The following is a 14,197-nucleotide window of genomic DNA, read 5'->3' on the forward strand; positions in this document are numbered from 1 at the left end:
CGCCCCGACCCCGGTGCGCTCAGCCGACCCGGGTGAGCCGGGTGGTCCGGGGCGGGGTCGGGTCGGCGGAACCGGCGGCGCGGTCGGACTCGGGGCGGTCGGGGTTGGCGAGCAGGATGGAGCGCTGCAGCCGCCGCAGCCCGGCCGAGGGTTCCATGCCCAGCTCCCGCACCAGGGTGTTGCGCAGGCGCTGGTAGGCCTCCAGGGCCTCGCCCCGTCGGCCGGAGCGGTGCAGGGCGATCATGTACTGGCCGTGCAGGCTCTCGTGGGTGCGGTAGCGGTCGACCAGGACGGTGAGCTCGGCGAGCAGCACACGGTGGCGGCCGAGCCGTAGATCCGCCTCGATCCGCTGGTCCAGGGCGCAGAGCCGGGTCTCCTCCAACCGCTTGGCCTCGACGGCGAGTTGGCCGCCGAGCGGGACGTCGGCGAAGGCCGGTCCGCGCCACAGGCCGAGCGCCTCGCCCAACTGGCGGGCGGCGACCGGAAAGTCGCCGCCGTCCATGGCCCGGTAGCCCAGGCCGGCGAGGCGGTCGAACTCCTGGAGGTCGACCAGTCCGCCGCCGCTGTTGAGCAGGTAGCCACCGGCCGAGGTCACCAACACGTCCTTGGCGCCGCAGGCTTCCCCGACGTCCTCGCGGCGGCCGAGCGCCCGGTCGATCATGTCGCGCAGCTGGAGCACGTACGTCTGCACGGTGGTACGCGCGCTGCGCGGCGGATGGCCGGACCACAGCTCATCGGCGAGGACGCCCGCCGGGACGACCTGGTCGGCCCGCAGGGCCAGCAGCGCGAGCACCTGCCGTGGCTTCGGCGCCGACGGCACCACCGACGCCCCGCACACCTGGACCCCCAAGGCCCCCAACACCCGGATCTCCATGACGTCCACCCCAATCCAGACGGATCGGCGACCCCGACGGCCACCGGCCGGCCGGTGCTACAGCTGCCACACGGCCTAGCACCCGGTGCACATCCAAAAACAGGACGGACGGTTTGTCAATACAAAACCGAACGCACTGTTTGTTTTTGAACGGAGGATTGACCGTCGGAGCGCGGCGACCAACCGACGTGCACGTCATCGCGAACGCCGGCCGTCCGCGCCCGCGCCCCACCGCCCGCGCCCCGCCGTCGCTGTCGCCGCCGTCGCTGTCGCCGCCGTCGCCGCTGCCGCTGCCGCTGCCGCTGCCGCTGCCGCTGCCGCTGCCGCCGCGAACGACTCAGCCGCCGTCGGTGCCGGCCGCCGCCAACTCGGCCACCACCCGCCCACCGCGGTCCGGGCCCAGGTCGAGCGTGGCCAGCACCCCGGGTACCGCGATGCTCGGCATCAGATGCTGGTATAGCACGGCCACCCGGCGCTCCAGGTCCGCCCGGCCGGACATCTTCTGGGACTGGATCTGCACGCCCGTCCAGGCGGCCGTCACCAGCCACGCCGTCTCAGCCGGCACCACGTGCGGCAGCAGCTCGCCCCGCTCGCCGGCCGCCGCCAACACGGCCTCCGCCCGGCGGATCCACCCGGGCGCGGCGCCGCCGCCGAGGTCGCCGAACACGTCCCGGCCGAGCGAGAGCCGCGCGCCCGCACTCAGCAGCGGGTCACGCGGCATGAGATGGGCGACGACCATCCCCAGGTCGACGAACTCCTGGAGCTTGCACTGCCGTTCGGGGAGTTCGTCCTGGCCGAACTGCTCCTCCACGACGCCCTGCGCGAGCTCCCGCTTCGACGCGAAGTGGAAGTACACCGCTCCCCGGGTCACGCCCGCACGGGCGACCACCTCGCCGATCGTCGCCCCCTCGTACCCGTACTCGTCGAAGACCGACGCCGCCGCCTCCAGGATCAGCCGACGCGTTCGGATCGCCCGCTCCTGTCGCACCACCGCAACCACCCCGCCCGAAACTCTCGGCAAACAAAACCAAACACCCTGTATCTTACCCGGCGGTCAACCGGCGATCCCTCCTCCCCAGGTCGCATGCACCCGCCTTCGAGTCCAGGAAAACCACGTGGACGGTAGGGGTCGGGAAGGCGACCTACACCCCTACCGCAACGGGCGGAGGCGGAATCCGGCTCACCACTTCCCGCCGCATCCCCATGGAATCGCCATGCCGTGATAATGCACCTGTCACCCCATCTGCGAGGGAGTCATCGCAGGCCAGAGCGCATCCACCCACATCCGGACCGCCCGACCACCCACCGTTCGACACCCGGAGCGACCATGCGAACACACTCGGCCGCCAACGAACCTTCACTCAGGCTCCTTGAAAAGCAAACCGGAAGGTACGTATCTTACGAGCCCTGAGCAGCCCACCCCGCCCGTCACGGCCTCCCGGAGCGCTCCCATGACTCTGCTTGCCTACCGTGCCCCCGCCATCTCCCGCGCCACCGGCGCGAGCCACGGCGACACCCCCGGCCTCGCCGCCGGACCGGACCTACCGACCGGCCCGACACCGCGCCTGACCAGCACCGTTGCCAAGGAGTACGTCCACCGGGCCTGCCACGCCGAGGTCTTCCTCACCGGCAGCGAGCAGCTGAACGAGACCACCTTCTCCGTCAGCGCGCAGTGGCCGCGGGCCCACACCTTCTTCAGCACCCCGGACGGCACCCGGCACGACCCGATCCAGGCTGCCGAAACGATCCGCCAAGCCGGGCTCTACCTCGCCCACACCCGGTTCGGCGTCCCGCTCGACCACAAGTTCATGATGTGGAACCTCGACTACACCACTCACCCCCGCCACCTGCTCATCGGCGCGACGCCCACCGACCTCTCCATCGAGGCCAGACTCGTCCCACAGCCACGCCGCACCGGCACCACGATCGACTTCACCCTCAACACCGTCGTACGACGCGGCCCTCACCTCGCGGCCACCGGCCACGCCCGGTTCACCACCGTGCCGGACTCGACCTACCGGCGGCTGCGCGGTGCGCGCCGCGAGGCCGACCCGACGCCGGCGCCCGCCGTTTCCAGCGAGCCGCTGCCCCCGGCCCGCGTCGGCCGGATCCGCCCCTGCGACGTCGTCCTCACTCCGGCCGATGCGCCCGGGACCTGGCACCTCACACCCGACCTCTGGCACCCGATCCTCTTCGACCACGCCAACGACCACATCCCCGGCATGGTCCTGCTGGAGGCCGCCCGCCAGGCCACCAACGCGCTCACCTCACCGGTCACCGTCAGCCCGGCCTGCGCCGCGACCACCTACCACCGGTATGCCGAGCACCACGTCCCCACCACGATCACCGCACGCCACACCCCCGGCGAGAACCCGGACGCCCTCATCACCACCGTCACCGGGCACCAGAACGGCGAGCCGATCTTCACCACCGTCCTGACCGGCCACGCCGACCAGCGCTGACCAGCACCGGCCGGCCCTGCCCGCCGAAGCACCGACCTCCCCGACGGCCCGTCCGACCGCCCCGGTCGGACGGGCCGTCGGCACGTCGCGGACGAACACTTCCCACGGACTGGCACCGGACGAACACCTGCGCGAGGATGTCAGCCCTTGGATTCGCTGTAACGGGGAGTACACAGTGCGTGAAGTAGCTTCGCACCAGAACGAGTTGATCAGACTGACGGACCGTCCCGGCACCGACGACGCCCCCGGCCACGAGGGGCGCACCGGCGGCCGGAGCGTACGGGTGCGGGTACTGGGCCGACACGCGCCGGGCTCCCTGCTCGGCCACGACTGGCTGGACTGCGAGATCACCGTCACCGCCGACGGGGTCCGCGGACACTTCGTCGCTCTGGTGACGGAGCGTCAACTAGAGCGGTGGGAAGTGGCCTTGGACCGGCTGGACCGACACGAGGCGGTGCGCTGGCTGGACGAGGAGCACGGCCCGGAGCTGCGGATCGAGCCCGGGCGGCCCGGCGGGGTCTGGGTGACCGTCTCCGACGCCGAGGAGTCCGGTGTCACCCTCCGGGTCGTCCTGTCCCCCGCGCCCGGCTGGCCGGACGAGCAGCGCGCCCTGCTCAAGCGCGTCCGGGACGCCTATCCGTCCGAGGTGGTCGAGGTGGCCCCCGGCGTCCACGCCTGGCGCGGACAGCAGGACAGCAGGACACCGGCGACCGGCGACTGACGGCTGACGGCTGACGGCTGACGGCTGACGGCTGACGGCTGATCACGGCCTTTCCGGTGCAGGGTCCGGCACCCGGCCCAGCGAGCGGTCGGCAGCGGTGAGGAGGAGAAGCAGGGCGGCACCGCCGAGCATGAACAAGGCGAGGTGGTGCAGCCCGCCGGTGGTCGCGCCATGGGTGAAGAAGGCGGCGTTCGCGGCCGAGGCCGCCATCGCGCCGAGGTACATGAAGGTGCGCAGCAACCCGGCCGCCGCGGCGATCGCGGCCGGATCGGCCTGGTGGTAGAGCGCGGTCTGGTTGGCGAGTCCGATCAGCCCCTGCGGGACGCCCGCCAGCACGCCGACGGCGATCAGCAGCCCGGCTCCGCTACTCGATCCCAGCGCCAACAAGACGGCACAGGCGATGAGTTGCACGGCGGCACCGGCCAGCAGCTTGCCCCGGACGGCCGGACGCCGGCCGGTGACGGCGGAGACGGTCAGCGCGGTCAGCGAGAGCGGCAGCATGACCAGTCCGGCGGTGGCGGCGGTCAGGCCCCGCCCCTCCTCCAGCCACTGGGTGAAGCCGTAGAGCAAGGCGTAGGTGACGGTGTAGCCGAGGAGTTGGCGCAGATAGGTGGCGATCAGCGGGCGGTTCCCGGCGAGCGCCCGCAGGTCGATGAACGGGTTGCGGGCCCGCGACTCCCGCACGGCGAAGGCGACGGCCGCCGCGACGGCGAGGACGGGCAGATACCACTCGGCCGGCCGGGGCTTCATCAGGAACAGCATCAGCGCCAGCAGCATGGCCGCGAACAGGGAGATCCCGCCGTAATCGAGCCGGTCCGGCTTGTCCGATGTCCACGGTCGGCCCGACATCCCCGGTCGGCTCGATGTCCCCGGTCGGCTCGATGTCCCCGGTCGGCCCGTCAGATTCGGCTGGTCCGGTAGATCTCGTAGATCCCGCTCATCCGGCCGGCCCCGGCGGACGGCGGCCGGCAGGCGGATCGCTCCCAGGACCAGGCAGGCCAGCGAGAGCGGGACGTTGACGGCGAAGACGGCCCGCCAGCCGCCCGCGCCGATCAGGACGCCGCCGAGGGTGGGGCCGATCACGGCGACGGTCTGGCTGGCGACAGCGAGGACGGTCAGTACTCCGGTGGGGCTCTCCCGACCGGTCCGCTCGGCCTCGCTGCGCGTCAGGTGCATCGCGGCGGGATAGGCGGCCGAGGTGCCCAGCCCCAACAGCACCCGGGCGGCGACCAGCAGCCCGAGCGACGGGGCCAGCGCGCCGAGCAGCCCGGCGAGGCCCACCACCGCCGTCCCGATGAGGTAGAGCCGGCGCGGACCGTAGCCGTCCACCAGCCGCCCGATCACCGGCTGGCCGACGGCGGTGGCCAGGTAGAGCGCGGAGACCAGCCAGGCGGTCTCGGCGGGCGGAGCCCCGAAGGCGGCGCCGACCGGCACCAGCGCCACCGCGATCATCGACGAGTTGACCGGGTTGAGGACCGAGCCGAGCACCATCGGGGCGAGCAGCCGACGGTCGAACTCCCCCGCCGGGGGCCCCTGACGGCGCCGCGAGCGGATCCGGTCGAGCGGGTCGGTCGGGCCGGTCGGGGCGTTCGGGGCGTTCGGGGCGTTCGGGGCGTTCGGGCCGGTCATCGCCGGTTCAGCCGGTCGATCAGGGCCAGCGCCGCCAGGACGGTGGCGCGCTCGGCCTCGGTGAAGTGCTCCTGCAGGGCCCGGGCCAGCCACTCCTCGCGCGCCTGCCGACTGTCCGCGATCCGCGCGAGCCCGGTCTCACTGAGGGCCACCAGCTGCCGGCGGCCGTCCTCGGGGTCAGGGCTGCGCCCGACCAGCCCGTGCTGTTCGAGGGCGGCGAGGGTCGCGGCCATCGACTGCGGGCGGACCCGCTCGACGGCGGCCAGCACGCTGGCGGAGGACGGCCCGTCGGTGACCAGACGGCTGAGTACGGCGGTCTGGGACGGGGTGAGGTCGCCGATGTCGCGCGCCTCCCTGAGGGTGCGGCGCAAACGGCTGAAGACGGCCCGCAGTTCGCGGGCGGCCCGGGCTGCGGAGTCGGCGGGCGCGGGGGTCACGGCGGGGACTGCGGTGGGCTGGGCGGCGGGGACTGCGGGCTTCTCGGTCACAGTTCCACGGCAATTTCATCAGTCTGGACTGTCCAGTCTGGCTGTACATTCCGGAACCTCCAGCGGAGTCCCAGCGGCCCCCGATAATGGCGACATGATCGACAAGCAACTCCGTGTCGTCCTCGCCGAGGACTCGGTGATCCTCCGGGACGGCATGGTCGAACTCCTCGCGGCACGCGGTTGCACGGTGGTCGCCACCGCCGGGACGGCACCCGAACTGGTCGCCGCCGTCGCCGAGCACCGGCCCGACGTGGCGATCGTCGACATCCGGATGCCGCCCAGCCACACCGACGAGGGCATCCGCGCCGCCGTCGAGATCCGCGCCGCCGAACCCGAGGTCGGCATCCTGGTCTTCTCCCAGCACGTCGAAACCGCCTGGGCGGCCCGGCTGCTCGCCGGCGGCGCCGCCGGGATCGGCTACCTGCTCAAGGAGCGCGTCGCCCGCACCTCGGAGTTCGTGGACGCCCTGCACCGGGTAGCCGACGGCGGCACGGCGCTCGACCCGGAGATCGTCAACGGCCTGCTGCACGGCGGCCGGCGCAGCCGGGTGGACGCGCTCACGCCGCGCGAGCGGACGGTGCTGGAGCTGATGGCGCAGGGCCATTCCAACCGCTCGATCGCCGGGCTTCTCGCGGTCTCGGAGCGGGCGGTGGAGAAGCACGTGGCCGCCGTCTTCACCAAGTTCGACCTGCCGGCCACCGACGCCGACAACCGACGGGTCAAGGCCGTCCTCGCCTACCTCGCCGAGAACGGCGCCTGAACCGCCCTTACCGGCGGCGGTGGCGGCGACGGCACTGACAGAACTGACACCACTGACGACGATGCCGGCGGTGCCGGCAGCAGCGACCGGTTGCGGTCGGTCGTGCCGGGCGCCACCATTCCGTGGCCGCCCGTCACAGGCGACTCGGAAGTTCGACGGTGACCGTCGTCGGCCCTCCTACCGGGCTGTCCACCCGCAGCACCCCGTCCACCGCCGCGAGCCGATCAGCCAGGCCTGCCAGGCCGGTGCCAGTGCCGGGGCCGGTGCCACTGCCAGTGCCGGGGCCGGTGCCGGGGCCGGTGCCGACGCGGGTGCCGGAACCCGCGCCCACCGCTGCGCCGCCGCGGCCGTCGTCGCGCACCGTCAGCCGTACCCGTCCGTCGGCCGCGCTCGCCGTCAGCTCCGCCGACGAAGCGCCGCTGTGCTTGGCGACGTTGGTCAGCAACTCGGCGGCGCAGAAGTAGACGGCCTGCTCGATCGCCTCGTCCGCCCGCTCCCGCAGGTCCAACCGCACCGTGACCGGTACCGGCGAGGTGGCGGTGAGCCCGGGCAGCGCCTGGGCGAGGCCGCCGTCCAACGCCACCGGGTGGATGCCCCGGGCGAGCCGCCGCACACCCGCGATGGTGTCGTCGGTCTGCCGGCGGGCCCGCTCCACCAGGGTGCGAAGCCGCCCTACGTCCGCGGCGCCGCCCGGCCCGAGCGGCACTGGCGGAGGCTCACCGAGGGCGTCGTCGGCCAGCGAGAGGGTGATGGCGAGTGCGACCAGTTGCGCCTGGGTGCCGTCGTGCAGATCGCGTTCGAGGCGGCGCAACCGGTCGGTGTTCTCGACGAGCAGGGTGGCCCGGGCACTCTCCAGCTCACGCACCCGCTGCTGCGAACGCACGGGGCCGAGCAGCAGCCGGGCGAGGCCCCGGTTGGTCGCGCTCACCACCCGCAGGGCCGCCGGCACGGCGGCCAGTACCGCGAGCCCGGCCGGCACCGAGAACACGTCCAGCCAGCCCACCGGCCTCGGGCCGGGTTCCAACAGCCGCACCCACAGGGCGAAACCCGCCAACCAGGCGCAGCTGAGCGGCAGTCCGACCGCCGCCAGGAAGCCGAGCACCCCGAGCGGCAGCCGCAGGAGCAGGTAGAGCAGCGCCCGCCAGGCCACCGGATCGGTGAGCACCGCCCGGCCCCGGGCGATCACCCCGGACGGCCGGGGCAGTACCCCAGGGGCCGGCACCAGCTCGCCGAGCAGCCGCCGGACCAGCCGCCGGTGCAACCCGCCCAGCCCGCGCGCCCCGGCCAGGGCGGCCACCACGAACGGCAGCCCGAGCACGGTGAGCGACAGCAGCGCCCCCGCGTAGAGGACGGCCACGGCGTAGACGCCGCCGAGCACGCCGAGCGGCAGCCCGAGCAGCGCGAAGGCCAACTCGCCACCGCGCACGGACCGGTACCGCCGCCACTCAGCCATCGTCCACCTCACTGCGTCCGCTCATCCTCACCCGCTGTCCCGACCGCGCGACCACACGACCACCTCGCGGACGTCGTCACCCGGGACCCGCGAAGGCCTGTGATGATCCCCGCCCCCTCCCTGTCCTCACCTGTCATCCCCGCCCACCGCCCACCGCCTCGACCGCGGGCCCGCGGATCGCCCGTAGCCCGGTGCCCAGGATCCCCGGTATCGTCAACGCCGCCGCACCCGCCAGCACCCAGGCGCACGCCCCACCCGGCACCACCGGCACCACCGACCCGGTCACCGCACGGGCGAACGCCCCCGAGGCCACCGCCGCGACCGCCGCGCCCAGCAGCACGCCGACCGCCGTGGTGAGGGCCGCCTCGACCGACAGCATCCGTAGCAGTTGCCGCCCGGTAGCGCCGACCAGCCGCAGCAGCGCGAACTCGCGGCGCCGGTCGGCCGTCAGGGCGACCAGGGTGTTGACGGTGGAGACTGCGGCGAAGCAGACCAGCATCCCCAGCTCCGCCTCGCGCAGCCAGACGTCCGTCGCCTTCGTGACGCTGGTCGCGGCGCCGGTCGCGCGGACCACGTGCTCGGCGGTGCTCGTCATGATCAACATGGTGCCCGACATTCCGACCAGCAGCGCGATCGGCACCACGGCCGAGGAGAGCCGGGCCGCGTAGCCGCGCAGGTTGGCGTCGGCGAGCCAGCCCACGCCGGGGGCCAGCGCCCGCACCGGCGCACCGAGCACGGCGGCCACGACCCGCGCGGCGAACGGCCCGAGCAGGGCCAGGGCGATCAGCAGGACCAGCGAGCCGAGCATCGTCGCCTGCCCCGCCTTGTCCAGTTCATCGGCCGTCCGGGTGGCGGCGAGCCGCAGCAGCAGCGCCCCGCCCGCCAGCACGGCCACCCCGGCCAGCAGCCGCAGCACGCCCGTCCGCCGCCGGCCGGAGGTGTCGGCGGTCAGCGCGGCCGCCGGGCTGAGCCGGGTGATCCGCCGCGCGGCGAGAGCGGTGGCGACCAGGCCGACCAGCAGCGCCACCACCAGCGCGACCAGCATCGGCACCGGTGTTCCGGGGATCCGCAGCCCGGGTGCGGCCAACCCGCGCCGTTGGAGCGCGGTGAGGAAGCCTCCCGCGGCGAGGGCGCCGGCCGCCCAGCCGGGCACGGCTGCCAGCAGGACGGTCACCGCGACCTGGGCGCGCACCAGCCGCCGCACCTGACGGGGCGTCGCCGCGACCGTCCGCAACAGGGCGAGGTCGCGGTGCTGCTGGCGCAGCGTGAACCCCAGCGCGTTGACCACGACGAACAGCGCGACCAGGACGGCGATCTCACCGAACGCCCCCGCGATCAGCAACAGGCCCGGCCCGGCCACCGCCCCGCGGGCCACCGCGGCGGGGGCCGTGACCTGGGCGGCGACCAGCGAGCCGAACAGCGTCACGGTCGCCACCGCCAGGAAGAGTGCCACCGCCAGCCCGGCGAAGGCGGCCGGTCGGCGCCGGATCTGCCCGGCGGCCAGGGAGAGGACGGGGCTCATCGCGCACCCCCGCCCAGCCGGCTCAGCCGCTCGCCGACCTGCGCGGCGGTCGGTCGGACGAGTTCGTCCACCAGCAGCCCGTCGGCCAGCAGCAGCACGCGGTCCGCGTAGCCGGCGGCCACCGGGTCGTGGGTGACCATCACGCACGTCCGCCCATCCAGGTCGACGCCCGCGCGCAGCAGATCGAGGATGTCGTGCCCGGTCGCCCGGTCGAGCGCGCCGGTCGGCTCGTCCGCGAACAGCACGTCCGGCCGCGCGACCAACGCCCGGGCGATCGCCACCCGCTGCTGCTGACCGCCGGACAACTGCCCGGGCCGGTGCCGCTCACGCCCGGACAGTCCGACCCGGGCGAGCGCCGCCAGCACCTGCGCCCGCTCCGGTCGCGCGCCCGCGAGCCGTCCGGGCAGTTCGACGTTCTGCGCGACGGTCATCGCGGACATCAGGTTGAACGCCTGGAACACGAACCCCACCCGGGTGCGGCGCAGCTCCGCGAGCCGCCGCTCGGGCAACCGGGACACCTCCGTCCCACCCCACCGCACGGTGCCCCGGGTGGGACGGTCCATCCCGGCGAGGCAGTGCAGCAGCGTCGTCTTGCCGGAGCCGGAGGGGCCCATCACCGCCGTGAACGTCCCCGGCGCGAAGGCCACCGACACCCCACGCAACGCCCGGACGGCAGCCCCGCCCCGCCCGTACTCCCGGTGCAGCCCGTCCCCGGCCAGCGCCGCGCCCGCCACCCCGTCGTCCGCCGCCGCCACGGCGGCTGTCGTCATCCCGTTCATGCCCCCCATCCTGGGCATGCGAAGCCGCACGATCGATTGTGCTGGCCCCCCAATTCAAGGTTCGGAAAACCGAACCCCCCAGCTCGCCCTGAGTCCCGTCCCAGCACCACCTGAGCGACGGCAAGGAGCTGCATGCCCCGTGGCCGGCGATGTAGTACGCGACCAGGAATGGCGCAGCGAGAGCGATCCGGGCGGGGCCAGAGCGCGTGGAAGCCGGATTCCCGGTCGGTGAGCGCGGCTTCGGCCCGGTCGTCGACTCGGTGAGCAGCTCCCCGCCCGCTCCCCCTCCGTCGCCGCGAAGCGTCTCCCCCTGACCTGCCGGGTATGCGCGAGCCGTCCAGCCGACAGGGGATCATGACCGGGTGACCATCGACCTGCTGCCCGGCCACGGCGTCCGCCTGCCGGCGCCGCTGCCCGAACTGCGCTTCGGCCTCACCGAGGTGTCCGCCCTCCGGCTGCTGGCCCCGTACGGCGAGGCCCTCCCGGACGGCACACCGGTCCCGGCTGACGCAGCAGTCCTCAGCGGCACACCGAACCCGCACGAACCAGCGATCCCCGGCGGCGTGCACCCCACCTTCGTCTGCGGCTCCACCTGGGCACTGCACTTCGCCCTCCCCGGGGTGGGCGTCACCCTCTGCCCGGGCGAGGGCGAACGCCTTCGGAGCGTGTTCGTCTCCCGCCGCCCGGTGGCGGGCGAGGCCGCCTGCCCGGTCGGTCTCCACGGCGTCGACGTCTTCGGCTGGCCCGCCCACGAGGTGGTCGAGGCGCTGCGCGCCGGGGGCCTGCCCGTGCCCGACCCCACCCACGGCCACGTCCGGTACGGCACGCTGCACCTCAGCCGGGGCACCCCCGCCCCTCGGCCCCCGGCAGGCGGGCGCAAGCCGCGCCACGAACTCCCGTTCACCTTCGGCCTCGTCTCCCTCTCCGCCCCCGAAACCGCCACCCCGCGCCCACCCCACCCCCAGGAGTCGACATGACCACCACCCCGATCAGCACCACCCCCCTGACCATCGCCGTCCTCGGACCGGGCGGCGTCGGCGGCCTGATCGCCGGCCTGCTCGCGCGTGCCGGGCACCGGGTGATCTGCCTGGCCGGCGAGGACACCGCCGCCGTCCTCAACCGGGACGGGCTGCACGTCCGCAGCGGGCAGTTCGGCGAGTTCACCGCCCGGGTCGAGGCCGCCACCGAACTGCGCGAGCCGGTCGACGCCGTGTTCGTGACCGTGAAAGAGACCGCGCTGGCCGACGCCCTCGACCGGCTGCCGCCGCAGGTTCTCGGCGCCGCCGTCGTGGTGCCGCTGCTCAACGGGCTCGACCACGTCGCGGCGCTGCGCGAGCGCTACCCGGCCGGGCAGGTCGCGGCCGGCACGATCCGGGTCGAGGCCACCCGGACCGCCCCAGGGCGGATCGAGCACACGAGCCCCTTCGCCGTGCTCGAACTCGCCGGACCGGTGGCGGACCTGGCCGATCAGCTGCGGCTCACCGGGCTCGCCGTCGAACTGCGCGCGGACGAGACGGCGATGCTCTGGAGCAAGCTCTCCTTCCTCGCCCCGTTCGCGCTGCTGACCACCCGGTACCGCAGCGAGATCGGCGCCGTCCGCACCGAGCACCGGCCCGAACTGCTCACCGTGCTCGACGAGATCGTGACCGTCTCCGGCGCAGCCGGTGCCCCGGCGGACGCACAGGCCCTGCTCGCCGCCTTCGACCGGCTGCCCGGTTCGATGAAGTCCTCGATGCAGCGCGACGTGGAGGCGGGCCGCCCGACCGAGCTGGACGCCATCGGCGGCGCCGTCCTGCGGGCCGCCGCCGCGCACGGGATCGACACCCCGACCCTGGCCCGACTGGTGCGCGACCTGTCCGAACCGGCCGAGCAGTAGCGCTTGCGGCGGCGTTCACGTCACGGGTAGAACTCGTGACGTGACGTCAGCCATCCACCGCGACGCTCCCGCATGGAGCCACGTCGAAGACTTCCTGCGCGCACACGAGGCCGACCGGATCCCGCATCCGGGTGGCACGTTGCTGGAGCACCTGGCCCGGGTCGCCGCCCTGCTGGCCCGGTGGGGCACCGAATCCGCCGTCCAGGCCGCCGGGTTCTGCCACGCCGCCTACGGGACGGACGGGTTCGACGGCGCCCTGCTCGGACTCGACGATCGGGACGCCCTGGTCGAACTCGTCGGCCCACGCGCCGAGTCACTGGTCTACCTGTACGCGAGCTGCGAGCGGGCCGCCGTCTACCCGCGCCTCGGCCGGGACGAACGGCCGCTGTTCCACGACCGGTTCACCGGATCGGACCACACCCCGCCGGAGGAGGACCTGCGCGCCTTCCTCGCCCTGACCGCCGCCAACGAGCTCGACGTCCTCGCGCACAACGCCGAGCTGGCCACCCGGTACGGCCCCGGCCTGTACGAACTGTTCGCCCGGACCAGGGACTTGCTGCCCGCCCCGGCCTGGGCGTACTGCGTACGGCAGATCGGACCCGACGCCACCGGAATGTGATCCTCCGTCAACTCCCTTCCTGGCCGATAGTAAAGGTTCACCCATGATTCACCCGGCCGGACGGAACCACTGGCGGGCGATCGGGCGTTGTTGCCGGCGGGAGGGATACAGACATGACAAAAAAACCGTACCGATTGGCCGCCGCCACACTCGCGCTGCTCGCCACCGCCCCGTTGCTCAGCGCGTGCAAGGATGTCGACCAGGCGCTCGACTGCGGGAACCGGGCCGTCAGCATCGCCGGCGACGTCCAGGACCTTGCCGGATCGGCCATCAACGTCGGCCAGATCACCGACCAGGAGCGTCGCAAGCACACCGTCGACGCGCTGAAGAAGGTCGGTGACGACATCAAGAAGCTCCGCGACAACAACAGCGGAGACAAGATCGACAAGGCCACCGACAAGCTGAACAAGGCCGTTACCAATGCCCAGGACAACGTCTCCAAGGGCAAGCTACCGGACATCGGTGCGATCACCGATGCCGCCGGCGACGTGACCAAGGCCTGCGCCGGATCCTGATCCCGATCCTGGCCCCGATCCCGAACCCGATCCTGGCCCTGGCCCTGATCCTGAACGTGATCCACCGACCGCACCACCGGCTTCCGGCTCCGCACCTGCGGGGCCGGAAGCCGCCCAGGGCGTGTCCCGGCCTGTCGCCACCGCCTGGACCCCGCCGGACGGTAGGAATGACACCGGGACCGAACCGCACCACGAAGGCACCGGTGAACCACCCGATCCTCGACCAGATCCGCGAGCTCCGCGCCGAGTTGGCGCCCGGGGACGCCGCCCCCCGCACTCGTCACCGCGCTCGCCGACGGCACGGCGCCCGGCTCACAGGTCGGGGCGGTGACGTGGCCGTCGTGGACCAGTTCCTTGAGAACCTTCAACCTTGCTGCGGAGCGACGCCCCGGGCGACGGCCCCCGGGCGGGGGGGGGGGCCCCGGGGGGGGGGGGCGGGGGGGGGGGCCGGGGTTTAACACAGATACACCCACCCCCCCCCCCCCCCAAAAAAAAAAAC

14 protein-coding genes are annotated in these 14,197 nt (G+C 73.5%); 7 read left to right on the forward strand and 7 right to left on the reverse strand.

What is annotated here, in order from left to right; all coding sequences use genetic code 11:
• Nucleotides 1-19: 19 nt before the first annotated feature.
• Together ACIO5E_RS23700 and ACIO5E_RS23705 are read right to left on the reverse strand one after the other, a co-directional pair.
• On the reverse strand, nucleotides 20-874 hold the full coding sequence (locus tag ACIO5E_RS23700; RefSeq protein ID WP_400671107.1) for a BTAD domain-containing putative transcriptional regulator: 855 nt from the start codon (nucleotides 872-874) through the stop codon (nucleotides 20-22).
• 337 nt (nucleotides 875-1,211) lie between these two features.
• Nucleotides 1,212-1,865, reverse strand: a complete 654-nt coding sequence (locus ACIO5E_RS23705; RefSeq protein ID WP_400671110.1) for a ScbR family autoregulator-binding transcription factor — start codon at nucleotides 1,863-1,865, stop codon at nucleotides 1,212-1,214.
• 460 nt (nucleotides 1,866-2,325) lie between these two features.
• Between ACIO5E_RS23705 and ACIO5E_RS23710 the strand changes: the two genes are divergently transcribed.
• Nucleotides 2,326-3,336, forward strand: coding sequence for a ScbA/BarX family gamma-butyrolactone biosynthesis protein (locus ACIO5E_RS23710; protein ID WP_400671112.1), 1,011 nt, complete (start codon nucleotides 2,326-2,328; stop codon nucleotides 3,334-3,336).
• 205 nt (nucleotides 3,337-3,541) lie between these two features.
• The gene (locus ACIO5E_RS23715) at nucleotides 3,542-4,057 is read left to right on the forward strand and encodes a DUF5959 family protein (protein WP_400671115.1); all 516 of its coding nucleotides are present in this window, start codon (nucleotides 3,542-3,544) and stop codon (nucleotides 4,055-4,057) included.
• 42 nt (nucleotides 4,058-4,099) lie between these two features.
• Here ACIO5E_RS23715 and ACIO5E_RS23720 read toward each other — a convergent pair whose 3' ends face one another.
• The gene (locus ACIO5E_RS23720; RefSeq protein ID WP_400671118.1) at nucleotides 4,100-5,686 is read right to left on the reverse strand and encodes an MFS transporter; all 1,587 of its coding nucleotides are present in this window, start codon (nucleotides 5,684-5,686) and stop codon (nucleotides 4,100-4,102) included.
• Nucleotides 5,683-6,123 carry a MarR family winged helix-turn-helix transcriptional regulator gene (locus ACIO5E_RS23725; RefSeq protein ID WP_400671743.1) on the reverse strand — a complete coding sequence of 147 codons (441 nt, stop codon included), beginning with the start codon at nucleotides 6,121-6,123 and terminating at the stop codon, nucleotides 5,683-5,685. Before ACIO5E_RS23725 ends, ACIO5E_RS23720 begins: the two co-directional genes overlap by 4 nt.
• A 145-nt stretch (nucleotides 6,124-6,268) precedes the next feature.
• Between ACIO5E_RS23725 and ACIO5E_RS23730 the strand changes: the two genes are divergently transcribed.
• Nucleotides 6,269-6,934 carry a response regulator gene (locus tag ACIO5E_RS23730; protein ID WP_400671120.1) on the forward strand — a complete coding sequence of 222 codons (666 nt, stop codon included), beginning with the start codon at nucleotides 6,269-6,271 and terminating at the stop codon, nucleotides 6,932-6,934.
• Nucleotides 6,935-7,067: 133 nt separating this feature from the next.
• Here ACIO5E_RS23730 and ACIO5E_RS23735 read toward each other — a convergent pair whose 3' ends face one another.
• The 3 genes from ACIO5E_RS23735 to ACIO5E_RS23745 form a co-directional block, all read right to left on the reverse strand.
• The gene (locus tag ACIO5E_RS23735) at nucleotides 7,068-8,387 is read right to left on the reverse strand and encodes a sensor domain-containing protein (protein WP_400671122.1); all 1,320 of its coding nucleotides are present in this window, start codon (nucleotides 8,385-8,387) and stop codon (nucleotides 7,068-7,070) included.
• A 133-nt stretch (nucleotides 8,388-8,520) separates the two neighbouring features.
• The gene (locus ACIO5E_RS23740) at nucleotides 8,521-9,909 is read right to left on the reverse strand and encodes an FtsX-like permease family protein (RefSeq protein WP_400671124.1); all 1,389 of its coding nucleotides are present in this window, start codon (nucleotides 9,907-9,909) and stop codon (nucleotides 8,521-8,523) included.
• On the reverse strand, nucleotides 9,906-10,679 hold the full coding sequence (locus ACIO5E_RS23745) for an ABC transporter ATP-binding protein (RefSeq protein WP_400671745.1): 774 nt from the start codon (nucleotides 10,677-10,679) through the stop codon (nucleotides 9,906-9,908). Before ACIO5E_RS23745 ends, ACIO5E_RS23740 begins: the two co-directional genes overlap by 4 nt.
• A 371-nt stretch (nucleotides 10,680-11,050) precedes the next feature.
• On the opposite strand from ACIO5E_RS23745, the gene ACIO5E_RS23750 reads away from it, so the two are divergent.
• From ACIO5E_RS23750 to ACIO5E_RS23765, 4 genes are all read left to right on the forward strand, one after another.
• Nucleotides 11,051-11,665, forward strand: a complete 615-nt coding sequence (locus ACIO5E_RS23750; protein ID WP_400671127.1) for a hypothetical protein — start codon at nucleotides 11,051-11,053, stop codon at nucleotides 11,663-11,665.
• Complete coding sequence (locus tag ACIO5E_RS23755; protein WP_400671128.1) at nucleotides 11,662-12,564, forward strand: ketopantoate reductase family protein; 903 nt, start codon at nucleotides 11,662-11,664, stop codon at nucleotides 12,562-12,564. Before ACIO5E_RS23750 ends, ACIO5E_RS23755 begins: the two co-directional genes overlap by 4 nt.
• Before the next feature lie 40 nt (nucleotides 12,565-12,604).
• Nucleotides 12,605-13,183, forward strand: a complete 579-nt coding sequence (locus ACIO5E_RS23760) for a DUF6817 domain-containing protein (protein WP_400671130.1) — start codon at nucleotides 12,605-12,607, stop codon at nucleotides 13,181-13,183.
• Between the two features lie 113 nt (nucleotides 13,184-13,296).
• On the forward strand, nucleotides 13,297-13,698 hold the full coding sequence (locus ACIO5E_RS23765) for a hypothetical protein (protein WP_400671132.1): 402 nt from the start codon (nucleotides 13,297-13,299) through the stop codon (nucleotides 13,696-13,698).
• Nucleotides 13,699-14,197: the final 499 nt, after the last annotated feature.

This window comes from Kitasatospora sp. NPDC087314, from assembly GCF_044744365.1.
Lineage (GTDB): Bacteria > Actinomycetota > Actinomycetes > Streptomycetales > Streptomycetaceae > Kitasatospora.

Excerpts from the sequence above, each read along its gene's own strand:
- ACIO5E_RS23740 (WP_400671124.1), bottom strand. The coding sequence starts at position 9,909 with ATGAGCCCCGTCCTCTCCCTGGCCGCCGGGCAGATCCGGCGCCGACCG.
- ACIO5E_RS23755 (WP_400671128.1), top strand. The coding sequence starts at position 11,662 with ATGACCACCACCCCGATCAGCACCACCCCCCTGACCATCGCCGTCCTC.
- ACIO5E_RS23730 (WP_400671120.1), top strand. The coding sequence starts at position 6,269 with ATGATCGACAAGCAACTCCGTGTCGTCCTCGCCGAGGACTCGGTGATC.
- ACIO5E_RS23765 (WP_400671132.1), top strand. The coding sequence starts at position 13,297 with ATGACAAAAAAACCGTACCGATTGGCCGCCGCCACACTCGCGCTGCTC.
- ACIO5E_RS23710 (WP_400671112.1), top strand. The coding sequence starts at position 2,326 with ATGACTCTGCTTGCCTACCGTGCCCCCGCCATCTCCCGCGCCACCGGC.
- ACIO5E_RS23745 (WP_400671745.1), bottom strand. The coding sequence starts at position 10,679 with ATGACGACAGCCGCCGTGGCGGCGGCGGACGACGGGGTGGCGGGCGCG.
- ACIO5E_RS23700 (WP_400671107.1), bottom strand. The coding sequence starts at position 874 with ATGGAGATCCGGGTGTTGGGGGCCTTGGGGGTCCAGGTGTGCGGGGCG.
- ACIO5E_RS23735 (WP_400671122.1), bottom strand. The coding sequence starts at position 8,387 with ATGGCTGAGTGGCGGCGGTACCGGTCCGTGCGCGGTGGCGAGTTGGCC.
- ACIO5E_RS23720 (WP_400671118.1), bottom strand. The coding sequence starts at position 5,686 with ATGACCGGCCCGAACGCCCCGAACGCCCCGAACGCCCCGAACGCCCCG.